Here is a 14,796-nt window from a genome sequence, read left to right on the forward strand (position 1 = left end):
CCGGTCGCGGCGCACCCGGCGACACGTCGATACCCTGGTACGGGTGAGCGTCGATACCCGTTCGAAGGTCCGCGGTTCCGCGCGGATACCGACCGCGTGGGCACGGCCGGGCCACATCGGGTACATCGGGCCGGATCTGCGGCCCGATACGCACTCGCCGCCGGTCGCGATGCTCACCGTGGGCCTGGACGGACCTCTGATCGTGCACACCACCCGCGGCCTGATTCGCACGGGCAGTTCCTTCGCGCCTGCCCGCACCGCCCACCGCGTGGTTGCCACGCAGGGGTGGATCCTGGTGTTGTTCATCGACCCGTCGAGTGCGCCCGCGACCATGATTGCCGACGAGATGACTTCCGCGGCAGGTACTTTCGGTCTCAGCCACCGCCGCGAGCGCGAACTCGTCGAGCTGTGTGGCCAACCCGGCGTCGACCCGGATCTGCTCTACAACCGCGCCATCGCGGGCCCGGCCCTCGGCACGGACGCGCGCATCGCCAGGCTCGCCGCCGCGATCCGCGACCAGCCCGCCAACGCGCTGCGCGCCGACCAGATCGCCGCGAATCTCGGCCTGTCCACCGGCCATTTCCTGCATCTGTTCACCCAGCACTGCGGCACCACGTTCCGCGGCTATCAACGCTGGAACCGCATGGTCACCGCGATCGCCAACGCCGTCAACGGCCACGACCTCACCCGCTCCGCCATCGACGCGGGCTTCGCCACCCCCTCCCATTTCAGCGAATCCTTCCGCGCCATGATCGGCCTGCCCGCCACCACGATGCTCGGAGCAGGCATCCACTTCGACCTCGGCACCAGGGCCGTCCAGCGCGGGTGAGCAGTTCGTCGGCCACCCACCGACGCCGCACTGCTCGCCTCCCTCCGCGATCAGAGCAGGAGGCGGGCCAATTCCGCAGGCCTGGACATCATGACCATGTGCCCGCCATCCATTTCGACCGGCTCGATCCCCAGCCGGGAGGCGACGAGTTCGCGCATGAAGTCGGCGGGGAAGAATCGGTCGTCGCGCAGCACGATGAACCGGGTCGGCACCTCAGGCCACGACGCCAGCGGCCATGGGGACGCCATCGGGGTATCGGACTGGCCGCGCTCGTATTTCTCCGCGTCGGCCCGCTGCTCGGGAGTGAGCTGGTTGTAGAACACGTCGTCATCGCCCGAGGTCGCGTGTCCGGTGTTGGCCCACCAGTCGCCTGGCGCCTCGCCAGGCGCCGCAATCATCGCCGATACCAACACCATTCGCTTTACCGGTACTCGATCGCACACCAGTGGGGCGGTGAACCCGCCGAACGAGTGCGCCACGACAACCACATCCCGTCGCCCGCCGATCGCCTCGACCACCGCGTCGGCGTATTCCGCCAACCCGGCGCTGTCGTCCTCGCTCGGTAGCGACACGGGTACCGCGTCATGGCCGAGGCCACGCAACTCGTCGGCCACCTGTCCCCAGTAGCCGGCATCGCACCCCGCTCCCGGGATCAGCATGAATACGCTCATGCACCTTGATACCAAGGCCGACCCCGCCTGTCCCGTGAACCCGGCGTCGCGAGGTTGCCGTCGTGGTAGTTCGGCCTGACGAAACCGCTGCTCAGCGGGTGGCGCTGGGGCATGATGAAATGTGGGATCCTCGCCCAGTTCGTCTAGTAGGAAGAACCGAGATGGTGCAGCTCACGCTTTCCGCGCAGCGGGCTGCGCTGGAGCGGGAGTGGGCGATGTGGGTACCGGGTGGGGTGGGAGTCTCGGGGGCGGGAGTACGCACCGAGGTGGCGCAGTCCTGGTCGCGCTCGTTGCGGACCGTCGATCCGGGGCGCGATCATGCGCCGGTCAGTGAGACCGATATCGGGCCACGGTGGGCGGAGTCGCCGCTGCGGGGGCCGGTGACCGAGCTGAAAGAGCAGTTGCACAGTGTCGCCGATGACGCGGGCTACGTCGCGGCGGTCACCGATGCTTCGGGGACGATTCTGTGGACGTATGGCGGACCCGTGATGCGCAGGCGGGCCGAGCAGGTGAACTTCGCGCCGGGTGGTCGATGGGACGAGGCCCACATGGGGACCAACGCCCTGTCGTTGGCGTTGCGCACCGACCAACCGCACACCGTGTTCTCGGCCGAGCATCTCGTCGCGGCCCTGCACGGCTGGGTCTGTTATTGCGCGCCGATCCGCGCCGCCGACGGAACCCTGCTCGGCGTGCTCGACCTGTCGACCACCTGGAAACGCTCACATCCGCTGGCCATGGCCACCGTGCGCACCATGACCAGCGCCATCGAATCGAAGTTGCACGCCGCCGTGCCCGCGCCCGCCGGGATGCGGCTGACCTGCCTGGGCACCGGCCGGTTGATGCGTGACGGTCAGCAGATCCGGTTGCGGCCACGCCACCTCGAGATCCTGACCCTGCTCGCCCTCGACGACGACGGCTACAGCCACGAGCGCCTGCACTACGCCGTCTACGGTGATCGCGCGGTCGGCGCGAGCACGCTCAAATCGGAGATGTCGTACCTGCGCCGCGCCACCGGCGGCGACATCACCAGTCGCGTCTACCGCTTCACCACTCCCCTGTCCTGCGACGCCGTCGACGTGCTGCGCGCCATCGAGCGAGGCGACCTGGACACGGCCGTTCGCCTGTATCACGGCCCGCTGCTTCCCGATTCGGATACACCGGGCATCAGCGAATGGCGCGACTACCTCGAAGTCGCCATGCGTAACGCGGTTCTGAACAGCCCGGACGCGAATCACGCGCTGGCATACGGCGACTCCGCCCCCGACGACATCGCCGTCCACGAACACGCCCTCGCCCTGCTCCCCGCCCGCGACGCGCGCCGCGCCGTCGCCACCGCACGCTTGCACAGCGCCCTTCGCGCCTGATCGGTCCGGCTTCAACGTTTCATCAACCCTGAACAGGGATAGTGATGGGCGTCACGATTCACCGGAATCAGCGAGGAGCCACCGCACATGATCTACGCCAAGCCGGGCACCGAGGGCAGCGTCGTCAGCTACGCGCCGCGATACGACAATTTCATCGACGGCAAGTGGATTCCGCCGGTCGAAGGCCGCTATTTCGAGAACACCTCGCCGGTGGACGGGCAGCCGTTCTGCGAGATCGCCCGCTCGAGCGCCGCCGATGTGGAACTGGCGCTCGACGCCGCCCACCGCGCCGCCCCCGCCTGGGGTGAGACCTCGGCCGCCGAGCGCGCCAACATCCTCAACAAGATCGCCGACCGGATCGAGGCCAACCTCGAGGCCCTCGCCGTCGCCGAGACCTGGGACAACGGCAAGCCGGTCCGCGAAACCCTGGCCGCCGACCTCCCCCTCGCGGTCGACCACTTCCGCTACTTCGCCGGAGTGCTGCGCGCGCAGGAAGGGGGCATCAGCGAAGTCGACAAGGACACCATCGCCTACCACTTCCACGAGCCGCTCGGCGTTGTCGCGCAGATCATTCCGTGGAACTTCCCGATCCTGATGGCCACCTGGAAGCTGGCGCCCGCGCTGGCCGCCGGAAACGCGGTGGTGCTCAAGCCCGCCGAGCAGACCCCGGCCTCGATCATGAAGGTCGTCGAACTCGTCGCGGATCTGCTGCCGCCGGGAGTTCTCAACGTGGTCAACGGTTTCGGCGTCGAAGCGGGCAAGCCGCTGGCCTCGAGCCCGCGCGTGGCGAAGGTCGCGTTCACCGGCGAGACCACCACCGGCCGGCTGATCATGCAGTACGCCAGCGAGAACATCATTCCGGTCACCCTCGAGCTGGGCGGCAAGAGCCCCAACATCTTCCTGCCCGATGTGATGGCCGCCGACGACGACTACCTGGACAAGGCGATCGAGGGGTTCGTCATGTTCGCCCTCAACCAGGGCGAGGTGTGCACCTGTCCGTCGCGCGCGCTGATCGCCTCGTCGATCTACGACGAGTTCATGGCCCGCTGCGTCGAACGCACCAAGGCGATCATCAGCGGCAACCCGCTCGACGAGGCGACCATGATCGGCGCCCAGGCCAGCAACGATCAGTTCGAGAAGATCCTGTCCTACATCGACATCGGCAAGAAGGAGGGCGCCGAGGTACTCACCGGCGGCGCGGTCCGCAGCGTCGACGGGCTGTCCGACGGCTTCTACATCGAGCCGACGATCTTCAAGGGCAGCAACGACATGCGCGTGTTCCAGGAGGAGATCTTCGGCCCCGTCGTCGCGGTCACCACCTTCGACACCACCGAAGAGGCGCTGTCGATCGCCAACGACACCCTCTACGGTCTCGGCGCCGGCGTGTGGACGCGCGATATGAACACCGCCTACCGCCTCGGCCGCGGCATCAAGGCGGGCCGGGTCTGGACCAACTGCTACCACGCCTACCCCGCGCACGCGGCGTTCGGCGGCTACAAGAAGTCCGGCATCGGGCGCGAGAACCACAAGATGATGCTCGATCACTACCAGCAGACCAAGAACATCCTGGTCAGTTACTCGGCGACGAAGCTCGGCTTCTTCTGATGGTGCAGCGCGTCGACCTCACCGAACAGGCGGCGGCGTTGCTGCGGGACTTGACCGGGCAGCACGGCCCGGTCATGTTCCACCAGTCCGGCGGGTGCTGCGATGGCAGCTCGCCGATGTGTTACCCGCGTGGGGAATTCCGGGTGGGCGGTTCGGACGTGCTGCTCGGGTACCTGCCGGGCGACACCCCGTTCTGGATGAGCGCCGACCAGTTCGAGTACTGGAAACACACCCACCTCACCGTCGACGTGGTGCCGGGCCGCGGCGGCGGATTCTCGCTCGAGGCTCCCGAGGGCGTGCGGTTCCTGATCCGCTCACGCCTGTTCACCGACGAGGAAGCGGCCGCGCTCGAATCGGCGCCGCCGCGAACCGGGTGATCTGAAACACCCGTAATCAGTTCGTTTCCGCAGGTCAGCGGTGCCCGATACGCATCGCTGACCTGACGGATCCACGGCCGTAACAGTCGTCAATCATTCTTCAACCTTCGACGAGCACCGTGGCCGGTCGAACGCGCATCTGTTTGTTGATGAGGAGCTCGAAGTGAGTACAGAAATCAGCCCCGCCACCGGCGAGGGCGCACCGGTCGACGACTATCTCGCCAAACGCACCCTGCGCAAGGGCTCGGCGGGCTGGGTGCTGCTCGCGGGCCTCGGCGTGAGCTACGTGATCTCCGGCGACTTCTCCGGCTGGAACTTCGGTCTCGCCGAGGGCGGATTCGGCGGTCTGCTGATCGCCACGATCGTTATCGCCGCGATGTATCTGGCGATGGTGCTCGGCATGGCCGAACTGTCCTCGGCACTGCCCGCGGCGGGCGGCGGCTACACCTTCGCCCGGCGAGCGCTCGGACCGTGGGGTGGATTCGCCACCGGCACAGCGATTCTCATCGAGTACGCGATCGCGCCCGCGGCCATCGCCACCTTCATCGGCGCCTATGTGGAATCGCTGAACCTGTTCGGGATCACCGACGGCTGGTGGGTGTATCTGGCGGTCTACGCGCTGTTCATCGGCATCCATCTGGCCGGGGCGGGCGAGGCGCTCAAGGCGATGTTCGTGATCACCGCGATCGCGCTGGTGGGTCTGGCGATCTTCGCCTTCGCGGCCGTGGGCAAGTTCGACGCGGCCAACCTGACCAACATCGCGGCCGATCCCGAGGCCACCGGGTCGTCGTCGTTCCTGCCCTTCGGCTACCTGGGCATCTGGGCCGCCATCCCGTTCGCGATCTGGTTCTTCCTCGCCGTCGAAGGCGTACCGCTGGCCGCCGAGGAAGCCAGCGAGCCGGAGAAGAACGTGCCCAAGGGCATCATCGTCGCGATGCTGCTGCTGTGCGTCACCGGCGCGGTGGTGCTGTTCCTGGTCACCGGCGCGCTCGGTGCCCAGAGCGCGTCCGCCTCGGGCAACCCCCTCGTGGAAGCGCTGGGCGACAGCTCGGCGGCCAAGGTGGTCAACTACATCGGCCTGGCCGGTCTGGTCGCCAGCTTCTTCTCGATCATCTACGCCTACTCCCGGCAGACCTTCGCGCTCTCCCGCGCCGGCTACCTGCCGACGGTCCTGTCGGTGACCAACTCCCGCAAGGCCCCGATGCTGGCGCTGATCGTGCCCGGCATCATCGGCTTCGCTCTCTCGCTCACCGGCAAGGGCGCGATGCTGCTGAACATGGCGGTGTTCGGCGCGGCCGTGAGCTACGTGCTGATGATGGTGAGCCACATCGTGCTCCGCCGGCGCGAACCGAACATGCCGCGCCCGTATCGCACCCCCGGCGGCATCGCCACCACGGGGTTCGCACTGGTCATCGCGGCCGCGTCGGTAGCCGCGACCTTCCTGGTCGATCCGACGGCCGCCCTGTGGACCCTCGGTGTGTTCGTGGCCTTCATGGCCTACTTCGGGCTCTACAGTCGCAAACACCTGGTCGCCAAGTCGCCGGATGAGGAGTTCGCGGCGATCGCCGAGGCGGAATCCGAACTGGAGTAGCACGCCCTGGATACACAGGCCGGCACATTCTTTCGAAAGGGACCCGATGACCGTGTACCGCAGCACAATCGGCGTCACGACCCACACCTTCGACGGTCTGATCGACCTGATGGCGAAGGCCACGCCCCTGCGCAGCGGCGACGAACTCGCCGGCTGCGCGGCCGCCACCGACGCCGAACGTGCCGCGGCGCAGTGGGCCTTGGCGGAGGTACCGCTGACCACGTTCCTGAACGAGGCCCTGGTGCCGTACGAAACCGACGAGGTCACCCGGCTGATCATCGACAGTCACGACCGGGTGGCCTTCGGGCCGATCGCGCACCTGACGGTCGGCGGGCTGCGGGACTGGTTGCTCGCCGTCGCCGCCACCGAGGATTCGGCGGCGACCCTGGCCGCGGTGTCGCCGGGGCTGACGCCGGAGATGGTGGCCGCGGCGAGCAAGATCATGCGCAATCAGGACCTGATCGCGGTGGCCAAGGCGGCCGAGGTGACCGCGGGATTCCGCACCACCATCGGCCTGCCCGGCCGGCTGAGCACACGGCTGCAACCCAATCATCCGACCGACGATCCGCGCGGGATCGCCGCCGCCACCCTGGACGGGCTGCTGCTCGGCTGTGGCGACGCGGTGATCGGGATCAACCCGGCCACCGATTCGCCGCAGGCCACCGCGGATCTGCTGCATCTGCTCGACGAGGTGCGATCGCGCTTCGACATCCCGACGCAGTCGTGCGTGCTCTCCCATGTCACCACGACCATCGGGTTGATCGAGGCCGGTGCGCCGGTGGACCTGGTGTTCCAGTCCGTCGCGGGCACCGAGGGTGCCAATACCGGCTTCGGCGTGAACATTTCGCTGTTGCGGGAGGGGAACGAGGCGGGACGATCGCTACAGCGCGGCACTGTCGGCGACAACGTGATGTACCTCGAAACCGGCCAGGGGTCGGCGCTGAGCGCGAATGCCCATCTGGGCGTCGGCGATCGGCCCGTGGACCAGCAGACCCTGGAAGCGCGCGCCTACGCCGTGGCCCGGGATCTGCGACCGCTGCTGGTGAACACGGTCGTCGGCTTCATCGGACCGGAGTACCTCTACGACGGCAAGCAGATCATCAGGGCCGGACTCGAAGACCACTTCTGCGGCAAACTGCTCGGCCTGCCGATGGGCGTGGATGTCTGCTACACCAATCACGCCGAGGCCGACCAGGACGACATGGACACCCTGCTCACCCTTTTGGGCGCTGCCGGTTGCGCCTTCGTCATCGCGGTGCCCGGCGCCGACGACGTGATGCTCGGCTACCAGAGCCTGTCGTTCCACGATGCCCTGTATGCCCGCCAGGTCCTGAACCTGCGGCCCGCACCGGAATTCGAGGCCTGGCTGTCGGGCCTCGGCATGCTCGACGCGAACGGCCGTGTGCGACAGGTGGAACCGCTGTCCTCACCCCTGCGAGCCCTGACAGCCACTCGATGAGCGCACCGCGTCAGCCGGACGAACCGCTCACGAACATCGACGCAGAAACGGAACCGCCTGTGACCCCACCTGTTCCGGCCCCACCGGTCGCTGCCGCGCACGAGACGCGATCGCCTGTCGCCGAAGACTTCTGGCGAGATCTCCGGGGCAGTACGCAAGCCAGAATCGGGCTCGGCCGCACGGGCGACGCGTTGCCGACGACCGACGTCCTCGCCTTGCGCGCCGCACACGCCGCGGCCCGTGACGCCGTGCACCTTCCTCTCGATGTCGCGACGTTCACCGAGCACATCGCCGCACTCGGCCTCGGCACTCCGGTCACCGTAGCCAGCAGGGCGGCCGATCGCGCCGAGTACCTGCGCCGCCCCGATCTCGGCCGGGTGCCCGACGATCTCACCCCCGTCACCGCCACCGGCGCGGACATCGGCTTCGTTCTCGCCGACGGGCTGTCCCCCTTGGCACTGTCCGAGCACGCCCCCGATCTCCTCGCCGCCCTGGCAACCGAACTCGGCGACCGCTACACCATGGCCCCACCGGTGATCGCCACCCAGGCCAGAGTGGCGCTGGGTGACCACATCGGCGAAGCCATGGGCGTGCGCACTGTTCTGGTCCTGATCGGCGAGCGCCCGGGCCTCTCGGTCGCCGACAGCCTCGGCATCTACCTGACCCACCTACCGCGCCCCGGCCGCGCGGACGCCGAACGCAACTGCGTCTCCAACATCCACCCACCAGACGGCCTCACCTACGCCGACGCCGCCCGCGTGGTGGCAGGGCTGGTCGCGGGGGCCCGCGCACTCGGCCGCTCGGGAGTCGACCTCAAAGACACCTCGCGTACCGACTCGCTGGCCGCGGCCGAAACGCTGACCGTCGACGCGCCGCCGCGGGCATCGTCTCGGTGAGCTGACCCAGACACCAGCGTGACGCGGAGCACGTTCGGCACGAGACGGGGCCGAACGCTCCCTAGAGTGATCCCCATGATCCGCACCGCCGCCCTCGCCCATGTCCGCGACCGCAGGCTGATTCAGACGCGTCCCGAAGGCAAAGATGTCTTCTACATGGCGGGCGGCAAGATCGACCCCGGCGAGACCCCTTTACAGGCGCTACATCGCGAGATCGAGGAAGAACTGGGTGTCGGCCTGGCCGGGGTCGCCGAGTTCGGCGTCTTCGAGGCCGAGGCTTTCGGGCACCGTCGCAACACCGGCCTGCACATGACCTGTTTCCGTGCCGAACTCACCGGCGAACCCCACGCCACCGGCGAAATCGCCGAATTCCGCTACTTCACCGTGAGTGAATACGCCGCGATGGAGCACGTCGCGCCCGGTTCGATGATGGTGTTCCGGCGCCTGCACGAACTCGACCTGATCGACTGGTAGTTCGCGCACGGCGTCGATTGAGTATCGGCAGAAACGAACCTGTGAACAGTGACGATCCCATAGTCGTGAACCTGCCGATAACCACCGCGCCGATGACAGTGTCCGAACGCCGCGCCGCCCTACGTCAGCTCGTCGCGCTGTTCGGCCTGCTGAACACGATGATCGAGTTGAGTGCCGGCGGCGCGCCGCGGTCGGTGGCCGAACACGCCGCCACCGCGCGCGACCTGGTCGGCGAACTCGTCGCCGACCTCGCCGCGGCGCGCTAGGAGTTCTGCTTCGGCTCGGATTCCTCGACCGCGATCACACCGGGCTCGGTGCCGTCGTCGGCCTTCTGATCCGGTTCCGGGTGCTCGGGTTCGAACGTTTCCGGCAGCCCCTTGAGATGCTTGTTCATCGAGCGGACCAGCAGCACCGTGCCTGCCAGCAGGATCAGGATGACCAGCAGGCCGAGCGGGGAGGCCTTGCCGAACTCGGGGCCCGTCGGTTGCTGTGCGAGGTAGACCAACATCACCGGTCGTTGTCCTCGATGCCGGCGAACAGGTCGGTCTCCGGGATGGCGGTGGACACGCGCGTCTTGGCCAATTCGAACTCCTCGGTCGGCCAGAGCCGCTGCTGCATCTCCAACGGGATCGCGAAGAACGCGCCGTTGGGATCGATCTGGGTCGCGTGCGCGCGCAGGGCGTCGTCACGCTGGGGGAAGTATTTCGAGCATTCGATCTGGGTGGTGACGCGGCCCATGATGTCGCCGCGCTCCGACATGTACTGCTTCATCCGGTCCAGCCACTCCTGCAGCGGGAACGGTTCACCGATGCGCTCGTACTCCTCGGCGAAGGCTTCCAGGCGCTTCATGCTGAAGCCGTGGTCGTAGTAGAGCTTGAGCGGCGTCCACGGCTCGCCCGCCTCGGGGAACTTCGTGGGATCGCCCGCCGCCTCGTACGCGGCCATCGAGACCTCGTGGCAGCGGATGTGGTCCGGGTGCGGGTAGCCACCGTTCTCGTCGTAGGTGGTGATCACCTGCGGCTTGAACTCGCGGATCACGCGCACCAGCGCCTCGGTGGATTCCTCCAGCGGCACCAGCGCGAAGCAGCCCTCTGGCAGCGGCGGCAGTGGGTCGCCCTCGGGTAGGCCCGAGTCGACGAATCCCAGCCAGTGCTGACGCACGCCGAGCGCGTGCGCGGCCGCGGCCATCTCCTCGCGCCGGACCTCGTTGATCCGGTCCAGCACGCCGGGGGTGTCCATGGCCGGGTTCAGGATGCTGCCGCGCTCGCCGCCGGTCAACGTCACGACGAGCACCTCGACGCCCTCCGCGGCGTACCTGGCGGTCGTCGCGGCGCCCTTGCTCGATTCGTCGTCGGGGTGGGCGTGCACTGCCATGAGGCGAAGGCCACTCACTTCTCGTTCACCGTCGCTCTCGCTCGCGGGTGTCAGATGTCGTTACCTATAGTTCCATCCGACCCCCTGTTTGTTCCGACCACCCCCGGGAGCGCGAAAACGATGACCGAGCCCGCACCGGACTCCGCCGCGACCTCGGCCGCCGCAGCAGCGCGACACGCCGATCGATATGGCACGAAACCACCTGCGCGTCGCCTGTGGCTGATGGTTTTGCTCGGTGTCGGCGTGGTGGCGGCCGGCTTCGCGGTGGCCTATCTCGGCTTCCAGAAATATGGCCCGAAGGCGATCGAGACCGAGCAGCTGGGTTACGTGGTCGTCGACGACGCCACGCTGGACATGCGGATCAAGGTCACCCGCGACGACCCACAGCAGGCCGTGGTCTGCTTCGTGCGGGCGATGGACCGCGACGGCACCGAGGTGGGCCGGCGCGAAGTACTCGTACCGGGCTCGGACTCGACCAGCGTGCAGGTGAGCACTACGGTGAAGTCGTCGACACGCGCTTCGGCGGGCGATATTTATGGTTGCAGCGACCAGATTCCTGGGTATTTGCGCACCAGCGAATAGTGAGCCAGCACCGCAAATAGCCCGCCTGACTAGGCTGACCTGCATTTTTGTGAGACATGCTAAAATGGGCTGATACACGGTTCCGGGGTTCGGAGCCGTGTTTGCTGCATTGGCGGCCAGCGGTGCTGTTTGCGGGTATCGGGTTCACCCCCAGGATCGCTCCAGCCGTCGGGCTGGTGCATGCCCTCCTCCGGGAGGTTTCGCGCTGGTTTCAGGGAATCCCGGTGCGCCGGGAACAACTACTAGGGAGTGATCGAGATGACCGAGAATGTGACCTGGCTTACCCAGGAGTCGCACGACAGGCTCAAGGGCGAGTTGGACTCGCTCATTGCCAATCGTCCGGTCATTGCCGCCGAGATCAACGAGCGCCGCGAAGAGGGCGACCTCAAGGAGAACGGTGGCTACCACGCCGCGCGTGAAGAGCAGGGTCAGCAGGAGGCGCGTATCCGCCAGCTGCAGGAACTGCTGAACAACGCCAAGGTCGGCGTCGCCCCCACCAAATCCGGTGTGGCGCTGCCGGGCTCGGTCGTCACCGTCTACTACGACGGCGACGAGGGCGATACCGAAACCTTCCTGATCGCGACCCGCGAAGAGGGACTCGGCGCCACCGGCCTCGAGGCCTACTCGCCGAACTCGCCGCTGGGCGGGGCGCTGATCGACGCCAAGGTGGGCGAGACCCGCGAGTACACACTCCCCAACGGCAACACCATGAAGGTGACGCTGGTCAGCGCGGAGCCGTACCACAGCTGATCTCGCTGAACCCGTACGTTCAGAACCCGAACGCAAGCGGCCGCATCCGGATACCGGATGCGGCCGCTTCGTCATGTGTGTCGGGTCCCGCTCAGCTCAGCGCCTGTTCGACATCGGCGAGGAGATCGCTGATGTCTTCGATGCCGACCGAGAGCCGGACCAGGTCGGCGGGGACTTCCAGCGCCGAACCCTCGGTGCTGGCGTGGGTCATGGCACCGGGGTGTTCGATGAGCGATTCGACACCGCCCAGCGATTCGGCCAGCGTGAAGATCTCGGTCCGCGAGCAGAACTTCAGCGCCGCTTCCCGGCCACCGGCCAGGCGCACCGAGATCATGCCGCCGCTGCGGCGCATCTGCTTCTGCGCGATCTCGTAGCCGGGGTGCGTGGGCAGACCGGGGTAGATGACCTGCGAGATGGCCGGATGGTTGGTCAGGAACTCCGCGATCACCTCGGCGTTGTCGCAGTGCTTCTCCATGCGCACGGCGAGGGTTTTGATGCCGCGCATCGTGAGGAAGGCGTCGAACGGGCCGGGGACCGCGCCCGCGCCGTTCTGCAGGAACGCGAAGTCCTTGTCGAGGTCGGCGCTGTTGGTGATCAGCGCGCCGCCGACGACGTCGGAGTGACCGCCGAGGTACTTGGTGGTCGAGTGCAGCACCACGTCGGCGCCGAGCAGCAGCGGCTGCTGCAGGTACGGGGTGGCGAACGTGTTGTCCACCACCAGCTTCGCGTCGGCCTCGTGGGCGATATCGGCCAGCGCGGGGATGTCACCGATGCTCAGCAGCGGGTTGGTCGGCGTCTCGATCCACACCAGCTTGGTGTTGGGGCGGATGGCCGCGCGCACCGCGTCGAGGTCGGCGATGTGGGCGGGCGAGTGCTCGATGCCCCACTGGCTGAAGACCTTGTCGATGAGCCGGAAGGTGCCGCCGTAGGCGTCGTCGGGGATCACGATGTGATCGCCGGGGCGCAGCATGGCGCGCAGCGCACAGTCGGTGGCCGCCATACCCGAGGCGAAGGCACGCCCGTAGCTGCCCGATTCGAGGGCCGCGAGGTTGGCTTCCAGCGCCGTGCGGGTGGGGTTGCCGGTGCGCGCGTACTCGTAGCCACCGCGCATGCCGCCGACGCCGTCCTGGGCGAAGGTGGAGCTCGCGTAGATGGGCACGTTGACCGCACCGGTCTGAGGATCGGGTTCGTATCCGGCGTGCACGGCCCTGGTGGAGAATCCCAGCTCACTCATCACCTCAGACTAGTTGGCCTGCTCCGGGTGCGATCGCGGGGGTATCGGGCTGGTCGAAGTGTCGGTTTCGGGGCTGGTACTGCGGTTAAGCTCACGCCATGGTCACTGTCGAAGAGTTGTTCGCCATCGATCCGTTGCTGTCGTCGGAGGAGCGCGAAATCCGCGACACAGTGGCGCGATTCGGGGAACGCAGGCTGCGACCGCACCTGGCCGACTGGTTCGAGGAGGGCACGTTCCCGGTCCGCGAGATCGCACCGGAACTGGGCAAGCTCGGGCTGCTCGGCATGCACCTCGACGGCTACGGCTGCGCGGGCGCGTCGGCCACCGCGTACGGCCTCGCGTGCATGGAACTCGAAGCCATCGACTCCGGCGTGCGCAGCATGGTGTCGGTGCAGGGCTCGCTGGCGATGGCGGCCATTCATTTCTTCGGTTCCGAAGAGCAGAAGCAGCAGTATCTGCCCGCGATGGCGGCCGGTGAGGTGATCGGGTGCTTCGGGCTCACCGAACCCGATTTCGGGTCCAACCCCGGCGGCATGCGCACGCGGGCGCGCCGCGACGGTGACGACTGGGTCCTGAACGGGTCGAAGATGTGGATCACCAACGGGTCGGTGGCCGACGTCGCCGTCGTCTGGGCGTATGCGGAGGAGCCCGGGGCGGACAAGCCGCGGGTGCGCGGCTTCCTGGTGCCCGCGGGCACACCGGGTTTCACCACCCGTGAGATCCATCGCAAGCTGTCGCTGCGCGCATCGATCACCGCCGCACTGGATTTCGACGACGTGCGCCTGCCCGCCGATGCCGTGCTGCCCGAATCACGGGGGCTCAGTTCGCCGCTGGCGTGCTTGAGCGAGGCGCGATTCGGCATCATCTTCGGTGCGCTCGGCGCAGCGCGCGACTGCCTGAGCTCCGCGATCGATTACGCCCGCACCCGCGAGGTGTTCGACAAGCCGCTCGCGGGCTATCAGCTCACCCAGGCCAAACTGGCCGATATGGCGCTCGAACTCGGCAAGGGACAGTTGCTCGCCCTGCACCTGGGCCGATTGAAGGATCGGCACGAGATCACCGGCGAGCAGATCAGCGCGGGCAAGCTGAACAGCACGCGCGAGGCCATCGCGATTGCTCGCGAATGCCGGACCATCCTGGGCGCCAACGGGATCACCCTCGACTACCCGGTGCTGCGGCACGCCAACAACCTGGAGTCCGTGCTGACCTACGAGGGCACCGCCGAGGTGCACCAGCTGGTCATCGGCAAGGCGCTCACCGACGCCAACGCGTTCCGGTAGCTCAGGGTCGAGCCGACAGGCTCGGCCTCGGCGCGGGCCTGATCATGCCGCCGGCGAAAGCCGCGGCGAGCATCACGATCACCACGGTGAGCACCGTCAGCGCGATCGGCACGGTGATCGCTGTGGGAATGCCGAGCACGGTCAGCCCGGCCACACTGCCGCAACCCCAGAAGATCGCGGCGGCGAGACGACCGAGCAATGGCGCGTAGGGTGAGCGGCGCCAGGCGCAGGAAATCCTCGACTGCGCCGAATACCCTGCGCTAGCAGCGATTACCGTGCTCATGCCGAACAGGTGAACGGCCGGGTCGGT

The 14,796-nt window shown here is 67.5% G+C and carries 17 protein-coding genes; 12 read left to right on the top strand and 5 right to left on the bottom strand.

Annotated elements, in window-relative coordinates:
• Positions 1–43 precede the first annotated feature (43 nt).
• Complete coding sequence (locus tag ACWF99_RS17675) at positions 44–829, top strand: helix-turn-helix transcriptional regulator (RefSeq protein WP_378636268.1); 786 nt, start codon at positions 44–46, stop codon at positions 827–829.
• Between the two features lie 50 nt (positions 830–879).
• On the opposite strand, the gene ACWF99_RS17680 is transcribed toward ACWF99_RS17675, so the two are convergent.
• Entirely contained in the window at positions 880–1,500 is a 621-nt protein-coding gene (locus ACWF99_RS17680) for an alpha/beta fold hydrolase (RefSeq protein ID WP_452536814.1), read from the bottom strand.
• Between the two features lie 161 nt (positions 1,501–1,661).
• Here ACWF99_RS17680 and ACWF99_RS17685 point away from each other — a divergent pair, with 161 nt between their 5' ends.
• The 8 genes from ACWF99_RS17685 (at position 1,662) to ACWF99_RS17720 (ending at position 9,532) form a co-directional block, all read left to right on the top strand.
• On the top strand, positions 1,662–2,864 hold the full coding sequence (locus tag ACWF99_RS17685; protein WP_378636261.1) for a transcriptional regulator: 1,203 nt from the start codon (positions 1,662–1,664) through the stop codon (positions 2,862–2,864).
• Between the two features lie 87 nt (positions 2,865–2,951).
• Positions 2,952–4,469 carry an aldehyde dehydrogenase gene (gene adh, locus ACWF99_RS17690; RefSeq protein WP_378636258.1) on the top strand — a complete coding sequence of 506 codons (1,518 nt, stop codon included), beginning with the start codon at positions 2,952–2,954 and terminating at the stop codon, positions 4,467–4,469.
• Entirely contained in the window at positions 4,469–4,846 is a 378-nt protein-coding gene (locus ACWF99_RS17695; protein ID WP_378636257.1) for a DUF779 domain-containing protein, read from the top strand. The genes adh and ACWF99_RS17695 overlap by 1 nt, the downstream gene beginning before the upstream one ends.
• Before the next feature lie 163 nt (positions 4,847–5,009).
• Positions 5,010–6,437 (top strand): ethanolamine permease, encoded by a 1,428-nt coding sequence (gene eat, locus ACWF99_RS17700; protein WP_378636254.1) that lies wholly within the window; start codon positions 5,010–5,012, stop codon positions 6,435–6,437.
• Between the two features lie 46 nt (positions 6,438–6,483).
• Positions 6,484–7,896 carry an ethanolamine ammonia-lyase subunit EutB gene (locus ACWF99_RS17705; protein WP_378636252.1) on the top strand — a complete coding sequence of 471 codons (1,413 nt, stop codon included), beginning with the start codon at positions 6,484–6,486 and terminating at the stop codon, positions 7,894–7,896.
• 59 nt (positions 7,897–7,955) lie between these two features.
• Positions 7,956–8,792, top strand: coding sequence for an ethanolamine ammonia-lyase subunit EutC (eutC, locus tag ACWF99_RS17710; RefSeq protein WP_378636249.1), 837 nt, complete (start codon positions 7,956–7,958; stop codon positions 8,790–8,792).
• Between the two features lie 75 nt (positions 8,793–8,867).
• A complete protein-coding gene (locus ACWF99_RS17715; protein ID WP_378636247.1) occupies positions 8,868–9,266 on the top strand; it encodes an NUDIX hydrolase in 399 nt (132 codons plus the stop codon).
• A 41-nt stretch (positions 9,267–9,307) separates the two neighbouring features.
• Entirely contained in the window at positions 9,308–9,532 is a 225-nt protein-coding gene (locus ACWF99_RS17720; protein ID WP_452536818.1) for a hypothetical protein, read from the top strand.
• On the opposite strand, the gene ACWF99_RS17725 is transcribed toward ACWF99_RS17720, so the two are convergent.
• Positions 9,529–9,774, bottom strand: a complete 246-nt coding sequence (locus ACWF99_RS17725; protein ID WP_378636354.1) for a hypothetical protein — start codon at positions 9,772–9,774, stop codon at positions 9,529–9,531. The genes ACWF99_RS17720 and ACWF99_RS17725 overlap by 4 nt on opposite strands.
• Positions 9,774–10,640 (bottom strand): mycothiol conjugate amidase Mca, encoded by an 867-nt coding sequence (gene mca / locus ACWF99_RS17730; protein ID WP_378636242.1) that lies wholly within the window; start codon positions 10,638–10,640, stop codon positions 9,774–9,776. The genes ACWF99_RS17725 and mca overlap by 1 nt, the downstream gene beginning before the upstream one ends.
• Before the next feature lie 120 nt (positions 10,641–10,760).
• Between mca and ACWF99_RS17735 the strand changes: the two genes are divergently transcribed.
• On the top strand, positions 10,761–11,222 hold the full coding sequence (locus tag ACWF99_RS17735; protein ID WP_452536820.1) for a DUF4307 domain-containing protein: 462 nt from the start codon (positions 10,761–10,763) through the stop codon (positions 11,220–11,222).
• Between the two features lie 258 nt (positions 11,223–11,480).
• Positions 11,481–11,972, top strand: coding sequence for a transcription elongation factor GreA (gene greA, locus ACWF99_RS17740; protein WP_056813695.1), 492 nt, complete (start codon positions 11,481–11,483; stop codon positions 11,970–11,972).
• 91 nt (positions 11,973–12,063) lie between these two features.
• On the opposite strand, the gene ACWF99_RS17745 is transcribed toward greA, so the two are convergent.
• On the bottom strand, positions 12,064–13,206 hold the full coding sequence (locus ACWF99_RS17745; protein ID WP_378636236.1) for a cystathionine gamma-synthase: 1,143 nt from the start codon (positions 13,204–13,206) through the stop codon (positions 12,064–12,066).
• A 98-nt stretch (positions 13,207–13,304) separates the two neighbouring features.
• Between ACWF99_RS17745 and ACWF99_RS17750 the strand changes: the two genes are divergently transcribed.
• On the top strand, positions 13,305–14,486 hold the full coding sequence (locus ACWF99_RS17750; protein ID WP_378660710.1) for an acyl-CoA dehydrogenase family protein: 1,182 nt from the start codon (positions 13,305–13,307) through the stop codon (positions 14,484–14,486).
• 1 nt (position 14,487) lies between these two features.
• Here the strand turns inward: ACWF99_RS17750 and ACWF99_RS17755 are convergent, their stop codons facing one another.
• Complete coding sequence (locus ACWF99_RS17755) at positions 14,488–14,769, bottom strand: hypothetical protein (RefSeq protein WP_378636231.1); 282 nt, start codon at positions 14,767–14,769, stop codon at positions 14,488–14,490.
• Positions 14,770–14,796 lie beyond the last annotated feature (27 nt).

The sequence above is a fragment of the Nocardia sp. NPDC055002 genome (genome assembly GCF_053608825.1).

What these genes read in the sequence shown, in the direction of transcription:
- ACWF99_RS17680 (WP_452536814.1), bottom strand. Translation starts at nt 1,500, where the DNA reads ATGAGCGTATTCATGCTGATCCCGGGAGCGGGGTGCGATGCCGGCTAC.
- ACWF99_RS17685 (WP_378636261.1), top strand. Translation starts at nt 1,662, where the DNA reads ATGGTGCAGCTCACGCTTTCCGCGCAGCGGGCTGCGCTGGAGCGGGAG.
- adh (WP_378636258.1), top strand. Translation starts at nt 2,952, where the DNA reads ATGATCTACGCCAAGCCGGGCACCGAGGGCAGCGTCGTCAGCTACGCG.
- ACWF99_RS17695 (WP_378636257.1), top strand. Translation starts at nt 4,469, where the DNA reads ATGGTGCAGCGCGTCGACCTCACCGAACAGGCGGCGGCGTTGCTGCGG.
- ACWF99_RS17705 (WP_378636252.1), top strand. Translation starts at nt 6,484, where the DNA reads ATGACCGTGTACCGCAGCACAATCGGCGTCACGACCCACACCTTCGAC.
- ACWF99_RS17715 (WP_378636247.1), top strand. Translation starts at nt 8,868, where the DNA reads ATGATCCGCACCGCCGCCCTCGCCCATGTCCGCGACCGCAGGCTGATT.
- ACWF99_RS17725 (WP_378636354.1), bottom strand. Translation starts at nt 9,774, where the DNA reads ATGTTGGTCTACCTCGCACAGCAACCGACGGGCCCCGAGTTCGGCAAG.
- mca (WP_378636242.1), bottom strand. Translation starts at nt 10,640, where the DNA reads ATGGCAGTGCACGCCCACCCCGACGACGAATCGAGCAAGGGCGCCGCG.
- ACWF99_RS17735 (WP_452536820.1), top strand. Translation starts at nt 10,761, where the DNA reads ATGACCGAGCCCGCACCGGACTCCGCCGCGACCTCGGCCGCCGCAGCA.
- greA (WP_056813695.1), top strand. Translation starts at nt 11,481, where the DNA reads ATGACCGAGAATGTGACCTGGCTTACCCAGGAGTCGCACGACAGGCTC.
- ACWF99_RS17745 (WP_378636236.1), bottom strand. Translation starts at nt 13,206, where the DNA reads ATGAGTGAGCTGGGATTCTCCACCAGGGCCGTGCACGCCGGATACGAA.
- ACWF99_RS17750 (WP_378660710.1), top strand. Translation starts at nt 13,305, where the DNA reads ATGGTCACTGTCGAAGAGTTGTTCGCCATCGATCCGTTGCTGTCGTCG.
- ACWF99_RS17755 (WP_378636231.1), bottom strand. Translation starts at nt 14,769, where the DNA reads ATGAGCACGGTAATCGCTGCTAGCGCAGGGTATTCGGCGCAGTCGAGG.